Annotated in this window: 19 protein-coding genes and 1 riboswitch; of the genes, 18 read left to right on the forward strand and 1 reads right to left on the reverse strand. The window is 55.8% G+C overall.

Annotated elements, in window-relative coordinates; all coding sequences use genetic code 11:
* From DQG13_RS07905 to DQG13_RS07990, 18 genes are all read left to right on the forward strand, one after another.
* The gene (locus tag DQG13_RS07905; RefSeq protein ID WP_113019205.1) at window positions 1-717 is read left to right on the forward strand and encodes a response regulator transcription factor; all 717 of its coding nucleotides are present in this window, start codon (window positions 1-3) and stop codon (window positions 715-717) included.
* A 285-nt stretch (window positions 718-1,002) separates the two neighbouring features.
* Window positions 1,003-2,316: a hemolysin family protein gene (locus DQG13_RS07910; protein WP_113019206.1), complete on the forward strand. Its 1,314-nt coding sequence runs from the start codon at window positions 1,003-1,005 to the stop codon at window positions 2,314-2,316.
* A gap of 76 nt (window positions 2,317-2,392) precedes the next feature.
* Window positions 2,393-2,597: riboswitch (FMN riboswitch) on the forward strand.
* Window positions 2,598-2,752: 155 nt separating this feature from the next.
* On the forward strand, window positions 2,753-3,877 hold the full coding sequence (gene ribD, locus DQG13_RS07915) for a bifunctional diaminohydroxyphosphoribosylaminopyrimidine deaminase/5-amino-6-(5-phosphoribosylamino)uracil reductase RibD (RefSeq protein ID WP_113019207.1): 1,125 nt from the start codon (window positions 2,753-2,755) through the stop codon (window positions 3,875-3,877).
* A gap of 46 nt (window positions 3,878-3,923) precedes the next feature.
* Window positions 3,924-4,598 carry a riboflavin synthase gene (gene ribE / locus DQG13_RS07920; RefSeq protein ID WP_113019208.1) on the forward strand — a complete coding sequence of 225 codons (675 nt, stop codon included), beginning with the start codon at window positions 3,924-3,926 and terminating at the stop codon, window positions 4,596-4,598.
* 611 nt (window positions 4,599-5,209) lie between these two features.
* Complete coding sequence (locus DQG13_RS07925) at window positions 5,210-6,460, forward strand: bifunctional 3,4-dihydroxy-2-butanone-4-phosphate synthase/GTP cyclohydrolase II (RefSeq protein WP_113019209.1); 1,251 nt, start codon at window positions 5,210-5,212, stop codon at window positions 6,458-6,460.
* A 7-nt stretch (window positions 6,461-6,467) separates the two neighbouring features.
* Window positions 6,468-6,935, forward strand: coding sequence for a 6,7-dimethyl-8-ribityllumazine synthase (gene ribH, locus DQG13_RS07930; protein WP_113019210.1), 468 nt, complete (start codon window positions 6,468-6,470; stop codon window positions 6,933-6,935).
* Window positions 6,936-6,948: 13 nt separating this feature from the next.
* A complete protein-coding gene (locus DQG13_RS07935; RefSeq protein ID WP_113019211.1) occupies window positions 6,949-7,740 on the forward strand; it encodes a segregation and condensation protein A in 792 nt (263 codons plus the stop codon).
* Entirely contained in the window at window positions 7,709-8,311 is a 603-nt protein-coding gene (scpB, locus tag DQG13_RS07940; RefSeq protein WP_113019212.1) for an SMC-Scp complex subunit ScpB, read from the forward strand. The genes DQG13_RS07935 and scpB overlap by 32 nt, the downstream gene beginning before the upstream one ends.
* A 147-nt stretch (window positions 8,312-8,458) precedes the next feature.
* On the forward strand, window positions 8,459-9,145 hold the full coding sequence (locus DQG13_RS07945; protein WP_181592638.1) for a DUF2953 domain-containing protein: 687 nt from the start codon (window positions 8,459-8,461) through the stop codon (window positions 9,143-9,145).
* A 135-nt stretch (window positions 9,146-9,280) separates the two neighbouring features.
* Window positions 9,281-9,772, forward strand: coding sequence for a GerW family sporulation protein (gene ytfJ, locus DQG13_RS07950; RefSeq protein WP_113019214.1), 492 nt, complete (start codon window positions 9,281-9,283; stop codon window positions 9,770-9,772).
* A 234-nt stretch (window positions 9,773-10,006) separates the two neighbouring features.
* A complete protein-coding gene (locus tag DQG13_RS07955) occupies window positions 10,007-11,170 on the forward strand; it encodes a D-alanyl-D-alanine carboxypeptidase family protein (protein ID WP_113019215.1) in 1,164 nt (387 codons plus the stop codon).
* A 42-nt stretch (window positions 11,171-11,212) separates the two neighbouring features.
* Complete coding sequence (locus tag DQG13_RS07960; RefSeq protein ID WP_113019216.1) at window positions 11,213-11,806, forward strand: nucleoside recognition domain-containing protein; 594 nt, start codon at window positions 11,213-11,215, stop codon at window positions 11,804-11,806.
* A gap of 6 nt (window positions 11,807-11,812) precedes the next feature.
* On the forward strand, window positions 11,813-12,346 hold the full coding sequence (locus DQG13_RS07965) for a spore maturation protein (protein ID WP_113019217.1): 534 nt from the start codon (window positions 11,813-11,815) through the stop codon (window positions 12,344-12,346).
* Between the two features lie 62 nt (window positions 12,347-12,408).
* A complete protein-coding gene (locus DQG13_RS07970; protein WP_113019218.1) occupies window positions 12,409-12,750 on the forward strand; it encodes a peptidoglycan recognition protein family protein in 342 nt (113 codons plus the stop codon).
* 20 nt (window positions 12,751-12,770) lie between these two features.
* On the forward strand, window positions 12,771-13,535 hold the full coding sequence (locus DQG13_RS07975) for a pseudouridine synthase (RefSeq protein WP_113019219.1): 765 nt from the start codon (window positions 12,771-12,773) through the stop codon (window positions 13,533-13,535).
* Between the two features lie 87 nt (window positions 13,536-13,622).
* Window positions 13,623-14,147 carry a redoxin domain-containing protein gene (locus DQG13_RS07980; RefSeq protein ID WP_258525528.1) on the forward strand — a complete coding sequence of 175 codons (525 nt, stop codon included), beginning with the start codon at window positions 13,623-13,625 and terminating at the stop codon, window positions 14,145-14,147.
* 380 nt (window positions 14,148-14,527) lie between these two features.
* Complete coding sequence (locus DQG13_RS07985) at window positions 14,528-15,244, forward strand: response regulator transcription factor (RefSeq protein WP_113019220.1); 717 nt, start codon at window positions 14,528-14,530, stop codon at window positions 15,242-15,244.
* On the forward strand, window positions 15,241-17,034 hold the full coding sequence (locus DQG13_RS07990; protein ID WP_113019221.1) for an ATP-binding protein: 1,794 nt from the start codon (window positions 15,241-15,243) through the stop codon (window positions 17,032-17,034). Before DQG13_RS07985 ends, DQG13_RS07990 begins: the two co-directional genes overlap by 4 nt.
* A 165-nt stretch (window positions 17,035-17,199) precedes the next feature.
* Here the strand turns inward: DQG13_RS07990 and serA are convergent, their stop codons facing one another.
* A complete protein-coding gene (gene serA / locus DQG13_RS07995; RefSeq protein ID WP_113019222.1) occupies window positions 17,200-18,786 on the reverse strand; it encodes a phosphoglycerate dehydrogenase in 1,587 nt (528 codons plus the stop codon).
* Window positions 18,787-19,172 lie beyond the last annotated feature (386 nt).

Below are 19,172 nucleotides of genomic sequence, written 5' to 3' on the forward strand. Positions count from 1 at the left end.
GTGACTTCGGAGAAGTTGCTGGTAGCAGAGGATGACCAGGAAATCAGAAATTTAATTACGCTGTATCTGGAAAAGCACGGGTTTCATGTGATTGTGGCGGAAAATGGTCTGGAAGCGTTGAGAATGTTTGAAAAAGAGCTTCCGGAGCTGGTTCTGCTGGATATAAATCTGCCGATGATCGACGGGTTCGGCGTCTGCCGGGAAATCCGCAAAATATCCAATGTGCCGGTAATCTTCATCAGTTGCAGGAATGATTCGGAGGATGTGGTGAACGGGCTGGAAATCGGCGGCGACGACTATATTGTGAAGCCCTTCGATCCGGCGGTGGTGCTGGCCCGGGTGCAAGCGAATCTGCGGCGGGCGCCCATTTTCAACCGTTTTCTGATTCAGCCGACGGTGAAGGAAACGGCGGATGTGCTCCATTTCGGCGAATTGACCATCGATCTCAAGAATTATGCGGTTCAACTGGACCACACTCCCGTGCCGCTGTCGGCGAAGGAAATTCAACTGCTGTTTTTTATGGCGCAGAACCCCAACCAGGTGTTTACCACAGAGCAATTGTACCACCGGGTATGGGGAGCCGAAAGCAATTCCGACACCCGGACGGTTTTGGTTCATATCAGCAGCCTCCGCAAGAAAATAGAGCCTACGCCATCGTCTCCCAAATTCATTCATAACATCCGGGGGATCGGCTACAAATTCAGCCCGTCGGTCTGAACGGGGGCATGGGCAATTTGATTTATCAGATTTTTTTATGGAATTCCCCCGAAATTCCCCGGGATTGGGGAAAAGACGCCTTTAGAGCGCTTTTTGTGAAACAATCAGCCATTTCTCAGCCTGTGGCAAGGAGATGGCAGGGATCATAGGAATTTTCATCATTTGACGATGGATGCAAAAAACGTATATAGTTTTATTATGTATACATTTTGAACTATAAAGGAGGTGTATCCTAGCCGGTCCCCTGGACGGTTAGGAGCTAAATTGGGCATAGACCCTTTACCTATGTGGGTGAAATTGGTTTTAATATTGGTGTTTGTTTTGCTGAACGGATTGTTCGTGGCAGCGGAGTTTGCGTATGTGAAGGTGCGGGGCAGCCGGATTGAGGCGCTGGCCCTGGAGGGGAACTTCCGGGCGAAGATTTCCAGCAAGATCCTTCATAACCTGAATGCTTATCTGTCGGCGTGCCAGTTGGGCATCACCCTGACCTCCCTGATTCTTGGCTGGCTGGGCGAACCGACCATCTCACGGCTCCTGGAGCCCCTGTTTGATATGATGGGACTGCCTGCGGCTGCGGCGCATACGATTTCGTTCATCATTGCATTTGCTATTGTTACTTCCTTTCATATCACATTGGGTGAGCAATTCCCGAAGCTGTACGCAATCCAGCAATCCGAAGCCGTTACGCTGTGGACAGCCGTCCCCGTGTACGTCTTCAACAAAATGATGTATCCGTTTATCTGGTCTCTGAACAGCGCGTCCAATTGGCTGCTGAAGAAATCCGGCATTGAGCCGGGCAACGGCCATGAAACCGCCCATTCCGAGGAAGAAATCCGTCTCCTGATGCAGGAGAGCCATAAGAGCGGCCTCATCGACCAGGCCGAAATGACTCTGATGGACAATATCTTTGAATTCAGTGAAACCACAGCCAGAGAAATCATGATCCCGCGGACGGAAATGGTGTGTTTGTACGCCAACCTGCCCATCGAGGACAACATCGAGATCGCAATTCAGGAAATGCGGACCCGCTACCCTGTTTGTGACCCTGACAAGGATAATATTATCGGGTACATTCATATTAAGGATTTGTTCAATCCGCGGGACCGCATCCGGGACATCCGCAGTGTGCTCCGGCCCTTGGCCACTGTTCCGGAGAGCATGTCCATCAGCACGCTGCTGGCCAACCTGCAGCGCAAGAAGCATCAGATGGCCCTCTTGATTGATGAATACGGCGGAACGGCGGGTCTCGTCACCGTCGAAGACATTCTCGAAGAAATTGTCGGAGAAATTCAGGACGAATTCGATGAAGAGCGTCCCAGCATCGAGGCCCGGGACAATCAGATTTATTCGGTTGACGGACTTCTGCTTATTTCCGAGTTTAATGATTTCTTCGGAACGGACATCAGTACGGAGGAGTATGATACCATCGGTGGCTGGGTGTATTCCCAGGTGGAAATTCCGCCGCGGAAGAATGACAAAATCCTTTATGAGAATGTGGAATTTATAATAGAGGAAACGGACAATCTGCGCATTGCGCGGCTTCTGGTCCACAAGGTATGCACCGGGAATGAGGAGCAGGTAGAGGAAATCGGCGCTTGACGGTTCCTCACACCCTTGCAAAATCAGCAGCGGGATGATACACTTCATGGCAAGCAGCGTTATAATTTCATAGCGAAGTTACTTTCGGGGCAGGGTGAAATTCCCTACCGGCGGTGATCCGTAAGGCTTGAGGAGGGCGGCAGCTACAACCTCGGCCTGCCGGTCAGTCCGTGACCCGGTGAAGCTGGCAGGCACTGCCCGGCGCGTTCCTTGCGCCGTTCACCGGAGGACTTGGTGCAACTCCAAGACCGACAGTATAGTCTGGATGGGAGAAAGTGATTTTCGTACCGATCATTTTATTCGCACAGGAAAGTTCCTTTTTTCACATGGAAAAGGGAGACCGTTGTTTTCGTTGTGCGCCGGTACGAACCTTTGACCTAACCCCTTTCCAATTTGTGGAGAAGGGTTTTTCATGTTTCGGGAAAGGAGGGGGAGCATGATCCCCAATGAGATCATAAATGATGAGTGGTACATGCGGCTGGCGCTGCAGCTGGCCGCCGGCGCAACGGGACAAACGGGCGTTAACCCGGTGGTGGGCTGCGTCATCGTCAAGGGCGGCCGCATTCTCGGAATGGGCGCCCATCTGCGCCGGGGCGGCGAACATGCCGAAATCCACGCCCTGCGGATGGCGGGGGAGGAAGCGGCAGGCGCTACCGTTTATGTAACTCTGGAGCCGTGCAGCCACTACGGCAAAACGCCTCCCTGCGCCAATAAGCTGATAGAGGCGGGAGTTGCCCGGGTGGTAGCGGCGGCCAAGGACCCGAATCCGCTGGTGTCCGGAAGAGGCTTGGCTCTGCTGCGGGAGGCCGGCATTGAGGCGGAAGCGGGATGCCTGGAGGCGGAGGCAACGGAGCTTAATGAGGTGTTCAACCATTACATTGTCCACCGCACTCCCTTCATTACGTTGAAAACCGCCAGTACTCTGGACGGGCGGATCGCAAGCCGTACCGGAGACAGCAAGTGGGTGACAGGGGAGGAGGCCAGGGCTTATGTCCATACCCTGCGCCACCGTTATCAGGGGATTATGGTAGGGATCAACACGGTGATTGCCGATGATCCTTCCCTGACCACCAGGCTTGATGTTCCCGGCCTTGATCCGGTTCCCATCATTGTGGATTCAAGCCTGCGCATCCCCGAGGATGCAAGGGTGCTGGAGCGCCCCGGCGCCATAGTGCTTACTACATACCAATCGGCCACCGATAAGATCAAACGTCTGGAGGCCAGAGGCCACCGGGTGCTGCTCACCGGCTTCGGGCCGCATGTGGAGCTGGAGGAGGCCATGCGGCTATTGGGCGAGAGGGAGATTGCGTCTGTGCTGCTGGAGGGCGGCGGCAAGCTCAACGGCTCCATGCTGGAAGCGCGGCTGATCCACAAATGCGTGCTGTTTTTCTCCCCGAAAATCATCGGCGGAGCAGGCGCGCCGGGAAGCTTCGATTTTGCCGGGTATGAAAAAATGGGGGAAGCAGTGGTTCTGGAGCGGATGAAGGCGGAACAGGTTGGTCCGGACCTGTGCATTACCGGTTATCCCCGTTACGGGCCTGCCAGCGGGAGTTCCGCCTAGGGGCTGGGCTGTCTTAAACGGCTTGACCAAGAAAGGATGGAGCGCCATGTTTACAGGAATTATAGAAGAAATGGGACGGATGCGGCGGGTATACCGCCAGGGACAGGCCATGATGCTGACAGTGGAGGCCTCCCGGGTGCTGGAGGATGTCTCCGTCGGCGACAGCATTGCCGTCAACGGGGTATGTCTGACGGTGGTGGCCTTCGACAGGGACTCCTTCACCGCGGATGTGATGCCGGAAACCTACCGCCAGACCAATCTGGGGGAGCTGCGGCCGGGGAATCCGGTAAATCTGGAGCGGGCCATGGGAGCGCAGAAGCGGTTTGGCGGACATATTGTCCAGGGCCATGTGGATACCTCGGGGCGGATTGTCAGCCGGATGCCTGAGGAGAACGCCGTGGTGTTCACTCTGGAGCCGGATGACAAGGCCATGCTCCGTTATGTGCTGCCCCGCGGCTCCATTGCCATCGACGGCATCAGCCTGACTGTTATTCGTGCAGACAATGAAACCTTCGCTGTGTCCATTATTCCGCATACTCTGGCGGAGACGGTGCTGGCCTTTAAGGAGCCGGGGGACCGGGTCAACCTGGAGGCGGACATTCTGGGCAAATATGTGGAGCGGCTACTGGCGTTTCAAGGTCCGGAGCAGGCGGGCGGCGGTGGGCGGGGACGCAAAAGCGGCTTGACCGAAGCCTTTTTGGCGGAAAATGGGTACCTATAAGTCCCCCAAAAGTGAAGCGAAGCTCTGTAGCGTATACCGATTACTTTTGGGGGAGCCCCCGGATAAATAACCCCCAAAAGTGAAGCGAAGCTTTGTAGCGTATACCGATTACTTTTGGGGGAGCTCCCGATAAATAACTCCCAAAAGTGAAGCGAAGCTCTGTAGCATATTCCGATTACTTTTGGGGGAGTTTCTGCCGCGGCTCCAGCACCTACCATGTTATCATGCAAAAGTGCAGTTATTTTTGGCCGGATCCCACTTTTTCGCTCCGATAATGCAAAAGTACAGTTATTTTCTTTTAAAACCGCCAAAAAGCTAAAATCCGTATAAAATAGATGCACTTTTGCATGATGACCCTCCGTTCCAGCAGCTGACTGATGAAATAAATGTACTTTTACATTATGGATATTCTATATTATTCCATATTCCCAACATCCTCACCACCATCTACTATGCATCGGAGAGATGTTGTCACTAAAAGCAGTTAACAGCAGCGGAATGGTGCCCGCGGCAGACAATAAGGACTCCTAAGTCCCTTTAAAACACAATTTTTCCAAACAGACAGCTGAGTAGCTACAAACATTTTTACAACATATTAGGGAGTGATGGAGATGGAAGAGAACAAAGGGCTGGATGCCATTGAAGAGGCGATCTACGACCTGATGCTGGGCAAGCCGATTCTGGTGGTAGACGATGAAGACCGGGAAAATGAAGGGGATCTGATCGTTCTGGCGGACAAGGCGACGCCGGAGGTGATCAATTTTATGATCCGCGAGGCCAGGGGGCTGGTCTGTGTGCCCATTACCGAGGAGCGGGCCCATGAGCTGCAGCTGGATCTGATGGTCCACCACAATACGGATTACCACGGCACCGCCTTTACCATTTCGGTGGACCATACGGATACCACCACCGGCATTTCCGCTTTTGAGCGGGCCAGAACGGTGAAGGGGCTTATTGATCCGTCCTCCCGGCCGCAAAACTTCCGCCGTCCCGGCCATATCTTCCCGCTTATCGCCAAGAAGGGCGGTGTCCTGCGCCGCGCCGGCCATACCGAGGCGGCCGTCGATCTGGCCCGGATGTGCGGCTCCTATCCGGCAGCCGTCATCTGCGAGGTGGTGAAGGAGGACGGCACCATGGCCCGGCTTCCCGATCTGCGGATTTTTGCCCAGAAGCATCAGTTGAAGCTGATCTCCATCGAGGATCTGATCCACTACCGCAACGAAAAGGAAAAGCTGGTCAAACGCGAGGTGGAGGTGCGGCTGCCCACGGATTTTGGCGAATTCACCGCCATTGCCTACACCAATGAGGTGGACCAGAAGGAGCATGTGGCGCTGGTGAAAGGAACCATCAATCCGGAGGAGCCGATTCTGGTGCGGGTCCATTCCGAATGTCTGACCGGCGATGTGTTCCACTCCCACCGCTGCGACTGCGGACCCCAGCTGGCATCCGCCATGAAGCAGATTGACGAGCACGGCTCGGGAGTTCTCCTGTACATGCGCCAGGAGGGCCGGGGCATCGGCCTGATCAATAAGCTGCGGGCCTACAAGCTCCAGGAGCAGGGCATGGATACGGTGGAAGCCAATCTGCAGCTGGGCTTTGGGGCGGATCTGCGGGATTACGGCATCGGAGCGCAGATTCTGAAGGACCTGGGTGTCGAAAAAATCCGCTTGCTGACGAATAATCCAAGAAAAATTAAAGGACTGGAAGGATACGGGCTGCAGGTTGTCGAAAGAGTAGCGTTGCAGATGATGGAGAACATCGACAACACCCGCTACCTGCACACCAAGCGGGAGAAGCTTGGGCACCTGCTCTCGTTCCATGATGATTTAACAACCGCTGCTGCGACGAAACCGAAAGGATGAGATGAATATGGGACACATGTATGAAGGACATTTAGTATCGGAAGGCCTGCGTTATGGAGTTGTCATCGGCCGGTTCAACGAATTTATTACCAACAAGCTGCTGGGCGGGGCGCTGGACGCGCTGAAGCGCCATGGCGCCAAGGATGAGGAAGTGGAAGTTGCCTGGGTTCCCGGAGCCTTCGAGATTCCCCTTGCGGCCCAACGGATGGCCCAAAGCGGCAAGTACGACGCCGTGATTACCCTGGGCGCGGTGATCCGCGGCTCCACACCGCATTTTGACTATGTTTGCGCCGAGGTGTCCAAGGGAGTAGCCGCCGTCAATATGAAAACGGGCGTACCCACCATTTTTGGCGTATTGACCACCGACTCCATCGAGCAGGCTGTGGAGCGCGCAGGCACCAAAGCCGGCAATAAAGGCTGGGACGCTGCGGTAACGGCCATTGAAATGGCCAACCTGCTGAAGCAGCTGCCGTAAGGAGCGAATGACCATGAAGGTGACCTTCAAGCTCGAAACCTTCGAAGGCCCGCTGGACCTCCTGCTGCACCTCATCGATAAGGCCGAGGTGGATATTTACAATATCCCGATCAAGGAAATTACCGACCAGTATCTGGAGGTTTTGGACGGCATGCAGGAATTGGAGCTGGAGGTCACCAGCGAGTTTCTGGTGATGGCCGCGACACTTCTGGCAATTAAAAGCAAGATGCTTCTTCCCAAGCCGCCGGTGGAGCTTATGCCGGACGATATGGACTGGCTGGACGGGGAGGACGGCTTCGACCCGCGGGACGAGCTGGTGCAGAAGCTGATCGAATACCGCAAGTATAAGGACATCGCCGACCATCTCCGGGAAAAGGAAGCCGAGCGAAGTCTCATCTACACCCGTGAGGCGGTGGATCTGACCCCTTATGTCCATCAGGCGCCGTCCAACCCTGTTGAGGGGCTGGACCTGGCGGATTTGCTGCTGGCTTTCCGCAAGGCGCTGAAGAAGCAGATCAGCCGCAACCGGGTGGCCATGATCCAGCGGGACGAAATCTCCGTGAAGGACAGGATCACTCAGGTGGTGGAGATTCTCCAGGAGGCGGGAGGCAAGCTGTTGTTCTCGCGGCTCTTGTCTCCGGAGAATACCAGGGAGGAGATTGTAGTGACCTTTCTGGCGCTCCTGGAGCTGATGAAGATGAAAACCGTTGTTTGCTATCAGCATAAATTATTCGAGGATATTGTGATTCAGGCAAGAGAGGAAGGGTGCTGGGATGCAGTTGCCCAAATTGAAGTCGATTATTGAGGGGCTGCTGTTCGCCGCCGGGGATGAAGGTCTGGAGGTGAAGCAGCTGGCCGAGGTGCTGGAGCTGGATGTGAAGTACACCGCTTCGTTGGTGGAAGAGCTGAAGGCGGAGCTGAAGAAGAAGGGCAGAGGCATCCAGATTGTGGAGATTGCCGGCGCCCTGCAGCTGACCACACTTCCGGCCCATGCCCCCTATCTGGAGCGGCTGGCTGCGTCGCCTACCCGTGCAGCCCTGTCCCAGGCCGCTCTGGAAACCTTGTCCATTGTGGCCTACAAGCAGCCCATTACCCGGGTGGAGATTGAGGAAATCCGGGGGGTCAAATGCGACCGGGCCTTGCAGACGCTGGTAGCCAAGGATCTGATTGAGGAAAAAGGACGGGCCGATGCGGTGGGCAGACCCATTTTATATGGCACGACCAAGTCCTTCCTGGACTATTTTGCGTTGAAGGGGCTCCAGGATTTGCCGGATTCCTCCCAATTTGAGCATGAGGTGGATTTGGAGGAGGAAACCCAGCTCTTGTTCGGGAAGCTTGCGGCCAAGCAGATGACCATGGATGAATTGGAGCCTTAAGCAGGCGAATGCCCTTGGGCCCATCAGGATACAATAAGTTCCGATTGACGGTTTTCATGCCAATTGCGGCATGGAAGCCCGGTCGGGACTTTTTTCACTTTTGGGGGATGAATTGTCTTCGGCATGGGCAAAAAGGGGGCCTTGTGCATGACATGGTGGGGGTGGACGCTTGCTGTTGGCGCTGCTGTGGCAATTGCGCTTTTGGCAAGCAAGGTATCCTTTGAGTTGTTTTATTCCCGGGTCAAGGACAACGACCGGCTGTATATCTATTGCAAGGCTGTCTACGGCCTGGTCCAGTACCGTTTGGAGGTGCCGGTTATTGCTTTTAAGGGGCTGGGCAAAGGGATTACTTTTAAGGAAGAGCATGTGAATGAGCGGGGAGACCGGCTTATGGCGGAAGGAACCCAGGAAGTCAACAAGGACAAGGTGATCCAGTATTTCAAGAAAGCCAAAATTTTTGTAGAGGCGACCTACCACATGCGGGATTGGCTGTACGACACCATGTCCAAGGTTACCTGCACCCAATTGCACTGGACCACCCGGATCGGGCTGGGGGATGCGCCGGAGACGGCTATCACCACGGGGATTGTCTGGACTCTGAAATCCTCGCTCCTGACCTTTCTGTTTACTCATATCAAGCGCTGCGGCAATCCGAAGATCCAGGTGATCCCGGATTACGGGCAGGCGGTGTTTACTACGGAGCTGAAGTGGAAGGGCCAGATGCGGTTTGACCAGGCCTGCGCTTCTCTCGTGCTGTTTATGGTGCGGGCCTTGAAAAACAAGGGAAGCTTCAAGGCCTGGCAGAAGATTTTGTCCAAACCGCCTGAAGTCTGACGGGCTTAGAGACTGCGACGAAAAGCGTATGCTTTCGGAAAGCGCAGCTCCTTACATACAACCCGCGGCGTTCGGAAATGCTATTGCTGATGGATTGCCAATCATGCGTTTACGAACGAGAAGGAGGAAGACCGCATGGCCGAACATCCGATTCAGGGGTTAATGAAAGTAGCCATGGAAAATATCAAGGAAATGGTTGACGTCAATACGATTGTGGGGGACCCGGTGGAGACCCCCGACGGCAGTGTGATTATGCCAATAAGCCGCGTCGGATTTGGCTTCGCGGCAGGCGGCAGCGAATTCTATGGGGGCATGGAGGAATCGTCAGGCAGCGATGGCCAGCAAAACGGCAATGATGCCAACAATGCCACAGTGATGCTGCCTTTTGGCGGCGGCAGCGGCGGCGGTGTGTCCATCACCCCAATTGCCTTCCTGGTGGTGAACAAGCTGGGTGTAAAGGTAGTGCCGCTGGACAACCAAACCCATATTTATGAACGTCTGATCGATTCCGCTCCCCAAGTGGTGGAGAAAATCCAAAGTATGCTGAGAGGAACCAGAGTTGGGGCGGCGGACCATGATCCGAATGATTCCTCCCGCCTGCCGGGAGCCCATGACTCCAGCATCTGACCCGTAATCCATTTTATCTGTCCATATATGGCTGCATCCCACAGGCGCGTGCCTGGAGCCGGGTGCAGCTTTTTTTTGCGAAAATGCAGTGTACTGCGCATATTCATTTGGGGGATGGTTTTTTTTGCTTTTGGAGCAGGCGGCTCCGGTGGGCATGTTCGAGGCGGGTCAAGCATATATTGATGGTACAAGTATGGGGTTGGCACAAGTATGGGTGGAAGGAGCTTAGAACCAATGAAAAAGCTGCTGGCAGCATGTATCGCCTTTGCATTATGGGCCGGAGCGGGCACAGGAGCGGCCCTTGTCCGGGCGGAGCCCTCCAAGCCGGGCACCAGTGCGGAGGCGGCCGCGTTGATCGATGTGAAATCTGGAAGGCTTCTGTATGCGCAGCAGGGGGACAAGCGGATGCGGATTGCCAGCCTGACCAAGATTATGACGGCCATCGTGGCCATTGAGCAGGGCAAGCTGTCCGATCAGGTAACCGTCAGCAAGAACGCCTTCGGCAAGGAGGGCTCCTCCATTTACCTGAAGCTGGGCGAGGAAATGAGCCTGCATCACCTGCTGTACGGTCTTATGCTCCGTTCGGGCAATGACGCCGCTACCGCCATCGCCGAGCATGTAGGCGGCTCGGAGGAAGGGTTTGTCTATCTGATGAATGAAAAGGCCCGGGAGCTGGGCATGGAGCATTCCCATTTTATGAATCCCCACGGGCTGGATCATAACGACCACTATTCCACCGCCAATGATATGGCCAGGCTAACGGCATATGCCCTGCAGAATCCCGTGTTCCAGGAGATTGTCAAGACAGAGGTCAAAAAGGTCCCCAATCCGACGGAATCCTGGGATCATGTGTGGAGCAACAAAAACAAAATGCTGAATATGTACGATGGGGCGGACGGGGTCAAAACGGGCTATACCAAAATCGCCAAACGCTGCCTGGTTTCCTCCGCCACCCGCAACGGGCAGCAGCTTGCCATAGTGACCCTGAACGATCCCAACGATTGGCTGGACCACCGGAATCTGCTGGATTGGGGCTTTTCCCATTATAAGCTGACGCCGCTGGTGCAGAAGGGCGAGGCGCTGGAGCCGGGGCTGGTCGCCGGACATTCCTTTCAGTACGCGCTGGCGGAGGGGGAAGCCTCCGGTATTGCCAGAACACTCCAGCGCCAGGACGCCAATTCCGCGGAATACCGTCTGGGATTGGCCGGTACGCTGACCCTGACCCTTAACGGCAAGACCATCGGCTCGGTTCCGGTATATCCCGAAGGCAGCCCCAGGCTGGCCCAGGAGATGGATAGCCGCCAAACCTTTGGACAGGGGGCTGCCGTTGCAGGCGGCGGACGGGGCTGGTTTGCCAATCTGGAGCAGGTTGTAAGAGCGCTGTTTGCCGGCATTTAAAGGGCAGGTCGGGAGAAAACAAATCCAGAGGAGGCCGCAAGCATGGTCAATTGGATATGGCTGTTTTTTCTGGTGGCCGGATTTATTGTTGCGGCTATCCAGGGCAATATCGACTCCGTTACCCAGGCGGTATTCGACGGGGCCAAAACCGGCGTTACCGTATCCTTCGGACTCATCAGCATCATGGTATTCTGGCTGGGGATCATGCGCATTGCCGAGGATGCGGGGCTGGTGAAGAAGCTGGCCCGGCTGCTGCGGCCTGTGGTGCGGCTGCTCTTCCCCAGCGTTCCGCCGGATCATCCGGCTATGGGCTACATTATGTCGAACATGAGCGCCAACATCCTGGGGCTTGGCAACGCCGCCACCCCCATGGGCATCAAGGCCATGCAGGAGCTGCAAAAGCTCAATCCCCAGAAGGAAGAGGCGACTGCCGCCATGTGTACCCTCCTGGCCATCAATACGGCAAGCATTACGCTGATTCCCACCACCATTATTGCCTACCGCCTGTCCATGGGCTCCGTGAACGCCGCCGAAATTGTCGGCACCACTCTCATTGCCACCGCCATTGCCACAACTGCCGCGATCATTCTGGACAAGTGGTATCAACGGAAGAATTTTCCCGCCGGGAAAGGATGACCGACCATGTACGCAATTGTTTCCTTGATCTCCATGTGGGCGATCCCGGTGGTGATTGTCTTTATTCCCTTATATGCCGCCTACAAAAAACTGCCCGTCTACGAAACCTTCACGGAAGGGGCCAAGGACGGCTTCGATACGGCGATCCGGATTATTCCCCACATGGTCGGGATGATGGTGGCCATTTCCGTGTTCCGCGCTTCGGGAGCCATGGATCTGATCATCGGGCAGATCCAGCCCTTGCTGAGGCTGATAGGTATTCCCGCGGAGGTGCTGCCCTTGGCCATCCTGCGGCCGATCACCGGGACAGGCTCCCTGGCCTACACGGTGGATTTGTTCAAGCAGTTCGGTCCCGACTCCATGATCGGGCGGATCGCCTCCACCATTCAGGGCAGCACCGATACGACGCTCTATGTGCTGACCGTATATTTCGGCGCCGTGGGCATCCGCAAATCCCGCTACGCCCTGAAGGTGGGCCTGATATCCGATCTCATCGGCTTCGCCGCCGCCATTGCCGTATGTTATCTGGTTTTTGCCTGAACCACCCCGCCTGCGGATTCATATACTAAAAGCACCCGAGAGAGCAAGCGGAGGTGTAGGTTATGAATGCTGCGGGTATCATCGTCCATCATTCCGCATGCAGCGCCATTAACGGCAAAGGCTATGATTACATGATTATGAAAAATGGCTCCATTATCCCTGCGACAGCGCCCACAGATCCCAACTACATCCATATCTGTCTGGAGGGGGACTTCTCCCAGCCTGCCGCCGCCTGGTCCAAGGAGACTGCCGAGCAGATGTTTCTCCTGGTGAAGCTGGCTCTGCGCTTGTCCGGGCTGCTGCATTTTACAATGAAGGACATTTATTCCCATTCCGAGGAATGTCCCGGTTCATTTTTTCCGTGGTCCATGCTTGTGATTTCCGAGAAGGACGGGTATCATTAGCATGAGGTGACAGACGACGAATGGAAAGATTGCAGAAGGTATTGGCTCAGGCCGGGATTGCCTCCCGGCGGAAATGCGAGGAATATATTACATCAGGCCGGGTTCAGGTCAATGATGTGGTGGTGCGGGAACTGGGCGTCAAGGTGGACCCTGCGGCGGATGTAATCAAGGTGGACGGCAGGGCCATTAAGGCGCAAAGCAAGACCTATCTGATGCTGAACAAGCCCAAGGGCGTCATTACCAGCGCCACGGACCCGGAGGGCCGCAAGGTGGTGACGGATTTTCTGCCGGGAGTCAAGGAAAGGGTGTACCCGGTCGGGCGTCTGGATTACGATACGGAGGGGCTGCTGATTCTCACCAATGACGGAGAATTCGCCAATCTGCTGACCCATCCCCGGAATCACGTGCCGCGGACCTATCTGGCTACAGTGAAGGGCAACCTTCACGGCTCTGTCCTGGACAAGCTGAAGGCGGGGGTCAAGCTGGATGACGGGATGACCGCTCCGGCGGAAGCGGATTATTACGATATAAACCCTGACAAGAATGAAACGGTTGTAGTCATTACCATCTTCGAAGGCCGCAACCGGCAGGTGCGGCGGATGTTCGAGGCGGTGCATCATCCGGTGATCCGTTTGAAGCGGGTGATGTTCGGGCCGCTGGAGCTGGGGGGACTTCCCCGCGGCAAGTACAGAGCCCTGACGGAGAAGGAAGTGCAGGCGTTGCGGGAGGAAGCCGCCGCTGCCGCTGTGCAGGCTCCCGGTGCAGGCGGGACTGACCCGCAGTAACGGACGAAACGTGCCGGAAGGCCCTTGGGCCCCGGCTTTTTTGCGTACAGCAGACAGCAGTCGGGTGAAGGCAGGTGAACGGAGCTTTTGAGAAGCAAAAAATGGATGCAGATTGCGATTCTGGCGCTGGTTATCCTGGCCGGAGGACTGGCTATCGGCAATGCGCTGTTCAATAAAGAGCGCATCCCGCGGGCAGGCGACCGGGCGCCCCAGTTCAAGGTTGCTGATCTGGACGGCACCCGGCGCAGCTTGAACGATTGGGCAGACAAGCCGCTGGTGTTGAACTTTTGGGGCACCTTCTGCCCGCCGTGTAAGGAAGAGATGCCGGCCCTGCAGCGCCAAGCCGCCAAGTGGGCGGAGCGGGGCGTAGGCGTGGTGGGCATGAACCTGGGGGAGGATGCCGTCACCGTCAGAGACTTTGTCCGGCAGCTGGGCATTCAGTTCCCCATTTATTTGGATACGGATGACGTTGTCCGCGAGGCATACGGCGTGAATCAATATCCGACCACATTCTTTATTCAGCCCGACGGCCGGATTTATACCATTATTATCGGACAAATGGACGAGGCCACCATCGAAAGCGCGGTGGAATCCATGCTGGATTCCCGTTAGACCGGCCCGGCTTGAGGGCTGAGGAATTATAATTGTTTTGTTTGCGCGGATTAGGGCCTGTCTTACAACCCGCTAAAGGGGCATCTTTCACCGCCTTTTCGCCCCCTGCTTCGTTACTTTTGCTTGACGTACCCCCGGTACGCCTTCACAAAAGTGCCTTGCCTGGAACGAAAATTCGGCCAAATCTGCTCCCTTCGGAGTCATAAGACAGCCCCCGGNGGCCAAATCTGCTCCCTTCGGAGTCATAAGACAGCCCCCGGGGTAAATTTAGTTATTACGGGACTTCACTCTTGCGCCGGAGTATAATATAATTTGTCATAACATGTCCTAAATTTCACATGATACCGAGCAGGATATTTCGATAAAGGAGTGATTGCGGCTTGGCAGATCTTGGATTGAATATATTGATTGTCGACGACGAAGAAAGAATCCGCCGGCTTCTTCGCATGTACCTGGAGAAGGAGGGGTATGGCATTGAGGAGGCCGAGGACGGGGAGACCGCCCTGCAGCTGGCGCTGGAGAAGGACTACGACCTGATTCTTCTGGACCTGATGCTTCCCGGCATCGATGGAATTGAGGTCTGCTCCCGTCTCCGCCAGTTCAAGGCGACGCCGGTTATCATGCTGACGGCCAAGGGGGAGGAAGCCAACCGGGTGCAGGGATTTGAAGTGGGCACCGACGATTATGTGGTCAAGCCCTTCAGCCCCCGCGAGGTGATTTACCGGGTCAAGGCCATCCTGCGCCGCTCATCCGCTACAGCCTATTTGTCCAAGGATGCCAATTCCAGCAATAACATTGTATTTCCCCATCTGGTTATCGAGCATGACGCCCACCGGGTGACTGCGGGCGGCCAGGAGGTAGCATTGACGCCGAAGGAGTATGAGCTTCTGCATTATCTGGCGATCTCGCCGGATAAGGTATTCTCCCGGGAGGAGCTCTTGAAGGATGTATGGAATTATGAGTTTTTCGGGGACCTGCGGACGGTGGATACCCATGTGAAGCGCCTGAGGGAGAAGCTGAACAAGGTCTCGCCGGACGCCGCCGCCATGATCACTACCGTATGGGGTGTCGGCTACAAGCTTGAGGTTCCCAAGTGAGTATTCTGCAGAACATCGTAGGCAAGCTCTGGATGACCATTATCAGCCTGGTTGCTGTTGTGCTCATAATCCTGGGCTTGTTTCTTTACCGCTACATCGACACCAATTTCCCCAAGCTGGGCGAGCAGCAGCGGGATCTGGAGCAATTGGCCTTCAGAATTGTGGACGAATTATCCGACAGGAGCCATGACAGCAGCTACTTTGCCGCCATGAATGATGTGCTGGACGCCCAGAGCATCGGCATGCAATATCTCCGCAGCCCTTCCGGGACATCGGAAGAGGCGCTGCTCATGTCCGACATTCTGACCCCGCTGGAGCAGCAGCAGGCCTTGCAGGGAGTGGTCATCCAAAAGCGTTTTTTTGCTTCCGCCGAGGATGGGAACAAGGAGGAGTATCTGGCTATTGCCATCCCGGTGACGGGGCCGGACAACGATGAGGTCACCGGCTCTGTTGTGATGTACCAGCCCATCAAATCCTCCGAAAGCCTGCAGGATTATGTCAAGCGGTTGTTTGCTCTGGCCTCTTTTATGGGCTTTCTGCTGACGACCTTCTTTGCCTTCTTCCTCATTACCCGGCTGACCAAACCGCTGAAGCAACTGAGGCAGGCCGCCAATCTGATCACCCAGGGACAATACTCCACCCGGGTGTATGTGGGCTCCCACGACGAGCTGGGGGAGCTGGCCCGGACCTTCAATTTAATGGCCGAGCAGCTGGAGGAAACCATCAAGCTCCTGAACAATGAAAAAGCCAATCTGTCCCGGGTGCTGCGGAGCATGTCTGACGCAGTCATTTCCTTTGACACGAAGCATAAGGTGATTTTCGCCAATCCCCAGGGGGAGACCATTCTGAAGGAATGGGGCGAAATTATGTGGAATGATCCCGATCCGGAGGGGGGGGCGGCCAATTCCATTCCGGAGCCGCTTCAGCTGCTTTTCGATGAAGTGATCCAGGAAACCAAGGTGGTGACCACCAAGCTCCATGTCCGGCAGGGCGTGTGGTCGGTGGTTATGGCCCCCCTGTATTCCCATAAGCGGGCCCGGGGGGCGGTGGCCGTGCTGCGGGATGTGACGGAGGAGCACCGCCTGGAGAAGCTGCGAAAGGACTTTGTGGCCAATGTATCCCATGAGCTGCGAACGCCCCTGTCCATGCTGCAGGGCTACAGCGAGGCGCTGCTGGATGATATTGCCGGCACCCCGGAGGAGAAGCACGACCTGGCTCAGGTGATTTACGACGAATCTCTGCGTATGGGGAGACTGGTGAAGGATCTGCTGGACCTGGCCAGAATGGAGGCCGGCCATATGGAGATGAACCTGGGGCCGGTGGAGCTGGCGCCCCTGTTCCGGCGGGTGCACCGGAAGTTCCTGGCTCTGTGCAAGGAGAAGGATATCCGGCTGGAATGTGTGCCGCCCCCGGACGAGGTTGTGCTCCAGAAGGCCGACCAGGACCGCCTGGAGCAGGTGTTCACCAATCTCCTGGGCAATGCCATCCGGCATACCATGCCCGGCAAGGCCATTTACCTTCGCTACCAGACCTTGACGTACCAGGATACCTCCGCTGCCCTAATTGAGGTGGAGGATGAGGGGGAGGGCATTCCGCCGGAGGATATCCCTTATATCTTCGAGCGCTTCTACAAGGCCGACAAGGCCCGTCTCCGGGGCGCCACAGTCGGGACAGGCTTGGGCTTGGCCATCGTGAAAAATATTGTGGAGGCCCATCAAGGCTCCGTTAATGTCCGCAGCATCGTGGGGCAAGGGACGACATTTTCTGTCATATTGCCGCTTGATCCGTAGAAGCAACAAAAGAAGCATTGTTCCGTCTTCCATGAACAATGCTTCTTTTTGTTGAAATCCACAGGATATTATTGATTCTCGTGAAACAATTTTGAGGACTTCGGGGGCTCCCCCAAAAGTACTCGGATTTCGCTGCAAAGCATCACGTCACTTTTGGGGGATGTTTTACAGCCGGACGGCCTTGGCGGTAGTGATCTCAGGCAGGCTCTTTAGCGCGTTAAGGAGAGTGTCGTCCGCTTCCTTGTCGATGGTCAGAAGCATAATGGCGTCGCCGCCGACAACCTTGCGGCCTACTTGCATGGTGGCGATGTTTACGCCGGTGTCGCCCAGCAGGGTGCCCACCTTGCCGATGATGCCCGGTTTATCGTTGTGGGCAATGAAGAGGACATGGCCGTCTGCAGAAATATCCACCGGATATTGGCCGATTTGGACGATCCGCTCGCCGTATCCGGCCAACAGGGTGCCGGCGGCTGCGCTGTCCTTGTCGTCGGTTTTCAGCGTAACGGTGACCAGGTTGGTGAAGCTCTTGGTGGCGGAGGTCTTGGTTACCACTACGTTGATATCCCGCGCCTTGGCCAGATGCAGGGCGTTGATCACATTGGCCTCTTCGCCCAGATGATTGGAGAGCACACCCAGCACAATGTAGCGGGTCAACGGATTCACATCCACATCGGCCAGCTCTCCGGCGTAGTTGATGGCAATCTCATGCAGCCCGTTGTCGGCCAGCTGTCCGGCAACCTTGCCCAGCTTTTCGCCCAGATTGAAGAAGGGCTGCAGCTTTTTCAGCACGTTGGCCGGTACGGAAGGCATGTTGACCGCGTTTTTGAAGGGTTCGTTGCGCAGGATATGAAGGATTTCCTCGGAAACGTCCACCGCCACGTTCTCCTGGGCTTCCACAGTGGATGCACCCAGGTGAGGCGTAACGATAATCTTCGGATGGTTCAGGAAAGGATGGTCGGCTTCCGGCGGCTCCTTGATGAATACGTCAAAGGCTGCTCCGGCCACAATGCCTGCATCGATGGCTTCCACCAGCGCGGCTTCGTCGATAATGCCGCCGCGGGCGCAGTTGATGATGCGCACACCCTTCTTCATCACTTCGAATTGAGGGCGGCTGATGATGTTGCGGGTATCGTTGGTCAGCGGCGTATGCACGGTAATGAAATCGGCATTGCGGACAATTTCATCCACCGTTCCCAGCTTCACGCCGATTTCCTCGGCCCGCTTGTCGGTCATGAAGGGGTCGAAGCCGATAACATTCATGCCGAAGGCCTTGGCCCGCTTGGCCACCTCGCTGCCGATCCGGCCCATGCCGATGATGCCCAGCACCTTGTTGCGCAGCTCCACGCCCACGAAGGTTTTGCGGTCCCATTCTCCGCCTACGGTTTTTTTGTACGCCTGGGGAATCATCCGGGAGAGGCCGAGAATGTGGCCGAAGGTCAGCTCGCAGGTGGCAATGGTATTGCCGTCCGGCGCATTCACCACGACAATGCCGCGTTTGGTGGCGGCTTCCAGATCGATGTTGTCTACACCGACCCCGGCGCGGCCCACAACCTTCAGGTTTTTGGCGGCTTCCATTACCCGGGCGTTGACCTTGGTCTGGCTGCGGACCATAACGGCATCATAGTCGGCGATAACCTCCACCAGCACATCCTCAGGCATGGTGGCCTTAATGTCCACCTGAACATCGGGAGCATCCTTAAGCAACTGAACACCTTGATCGCTGATTCCATCCAATACCAGTACCTTTACCATTTTCGTTTCCCTCCTGTTTATGTTCCTTCATTCCGCCGGCTCTGGTGGGGACGCTGGCGGTACAACAAAAAAACTCCTCGTCCGCTTCCCGCTTCAAAAGAGCGAGAAGGGACGGGAGTTTGATCTCCGTGGTGCCACCCTTGTTCACTGTACATTCGCATGTGCAGCCTTAGCCGGTCATGATATCTGACCGATAGAAGAAGATAACGGCTTCCTGCCGGATATACTTGGCCGCGGCGAGGCGGGTTCGTACATCTGCTCCGGAATGGACAGTATTATTGCGGCCGCCGGTTCGCACCACCCACCGGCTCTCTGAAGGCTTCCTAATACGTTGTTCCTTCAATGCTTTGTCGTGTTAATGTTTTTCATAATGTAACATGACGCGT

Source organism: Paenibacillus sp. YN15, from assembly GCF_003285005.1.
Lineage (GTDB): Bacteria > Bacillota > Bacilli > Paenibacillales > NBRC-103111 > Paenibacillus_AR.